The sequence below is a fragment of the Parafrankia soli genome (assembly GCF_001854695.1).
GTDB lineage: Bacteria > Actinomycetota > Actinomycetes > Frankiales > Frankiaceae > Parafrankia > Parafrankia soli.
On sequence record NZ_MAXA01000137.1, the window covers coordinates 1 to 1,988 of the forward strand.

General features: G+C 71.4%; 2 protein-coding genes. Both read left to right on the plus strand.

The genetic code is table 11. The features are described from left to right. On the plus strand, positions 1–206 hold a 206-nt coding region (locus BBK14_RS38220), incomplete at its 5' end, for a hypothetical protein (protein ID WP_157904250.1). Then, positions 203–1,988 (plus strand): YfjI family protein (locus tag BBK14_RS13135; protein WP_071062378.1); only part of this gene is annotated, 1,786 nt, incomplete at its 3' end. The genes BBK14_RS38220 and BBK14_RS13135, both read left to right, overlap by 4 nt.

Sequence of the window (1,988 nt, forward strand, 5' to 3'; positions counted from 1 at the left end):
CCAAGCGGACGTTCGTCGCCGGCAAGCGCGACGCGCGCTGGCGCAGCCGCAGGCCGAGCGAGAAGGCGATCGAGAGCGCAGGGAAGTGGGGCGTCGCCGTCCCGCCGCAGGCCACAGCTGGGGAGGTGAGCGACCTGATCTCGGTCGAGATCGCGAGCGCCCGCATCGACGGGTACTTCGCCGCGAGGAATCGAGGAGCTGCATGAGCGCGGACGAACCGGAGATCGACCCCGGAGTGCTGCGCGCCGAGCGGGAGTGCCTGGGCCTGGCCATGCGCGACCCCGAGTCCCTGACCGTGGTGCTCGGCACGCTGGAGACCACCGACTACGCGCGGCCGGCGCACCAAATCATCCACGCCGCGCTGATGGAGCTGCACCCGGAGAAGCCCACCGACGAGGCGTCCGTCATCACTCACCTTGCCAGCCAGACGGTCAGCATGGGCAGCGGCAAGCCGGCATCCCTGCTCGGCAGGGTGGGCGGCGCGGTCTACATCCACGACCTGGTGTGGAAGACCAGCGCCACAGGGTTGCAAGCCGGCTACTACGTCCACCAGGTCTCCACCGCGGCCACGTGCCGCGATGTCGCCGAGCGCGCCGAGGCGTTGCACCGGCTGGCCCGCACCCCGGGCATCGAGCTGGAGGACCTCGAACGCGAGACCGACCGGGTGCGCGAGCGGCTGCGGTGGCGACCGGGCAGTGGGTGGGGAGAGCCCCGGCCACTGTCGCGGGCGATGCCCCCGCTGCCCGTGGCCAGTCTGCCCGGGGTGGTGCGCCGTCTCGTCGAGGCCGTCGCGACCACGACCGAGACCCCACCGGACCTGGCCGCCTTCGCCGCGCTGGCCACCTTGGCCGCGGCCACCCGGGGAGCATGGGAGATCAGGGTCGGAGGCGGCTGGACCGAGCAGACCTGCCTGTACCTGGCCGGGCTGAGCGACTCCGGAACCCGCAAGTCCGCCGTGGTCAACCTGGCCGCGGCCCCCCTGTACGCGCTGCAGTGGGAGCGGGTCCGCCACCTCTCCGACAAGGCCGAACGGGAGATCCTCACCAAGCGGTACGCCGCCGCCGTCGACTTGGCCGCACGAGATCCCGACACCGAGGTGCGCGCGAGCGCCAAGGTCGAGGCCCAGGAGCTGGAGGCCGAGCTGCGCGGCCTCGAGTTCCAGCTGCTCGCCGACGACGTCACCCCCGAGGGCCTGGCGGGGCGTATGGATCGCCAGGGCGGGCCCCTGGCGATCATTTCCGACGAGGGCGGCCTGCTGGGCACCGTGGCCGGCCGCTACTCCGCCAGCGTGCCCAACGTGGACCTGATCCTCAAGGCGTACAACGGCAGCTTTACCCAGATCGACCGGGCCAGCAAGCCGTCCATCTGCATCCGCCGGCCGATCCTGACCATCGGGCTCATCGTGCAGCCCGACGTGATCGCCGAGTCCGCCAAGGTGCGTGCGTTCACCCAGCGCGGGCTGCTGGCGCGGTTCCTGTTCGCGCTGCCGGAGTCCACGGTGGGCACCCGTCCTGGCAACGCCCCCCCGATGTCACCGGAGGTGGAGGCAGAGTGGGCGGCCGTCGTCGGGAAGGTCTTCCGCGCCGGGCAGGAGATCACCGAACGCGACGAGGTGGGGGCGATCCGCCTGGACGACGGGGCCCGGGCCGTCTTCGAGGCGTGGCGCAACCTGGGTGGCCACGAGAGCCGGATGCACAAGGACCTCGGGGACCTCGCGGACATGCAGGCGTGGGCCTCGAAGCTGCCCGGAGCGCTGGTGCGCATCGCGGCGCTGTTCGCGCTCGCAGAGCGGCCCGGCGACGCCCATCCCATGATCGCTGAGGCTGAGATGCGGTCGGCCCTGGATCTCGCTCCGTACCTGGTAGAGCACGCCAGAGAGGTCCTGCTGGGCACCTACGCGGAGCGCGCGGAGCGTCTGGAGGCGGTGCTCAGTTTTATTCGGCGTTTTCTTCGAGGGGGGTCTTCCGCTGCTAAGGCTAAAACCACCC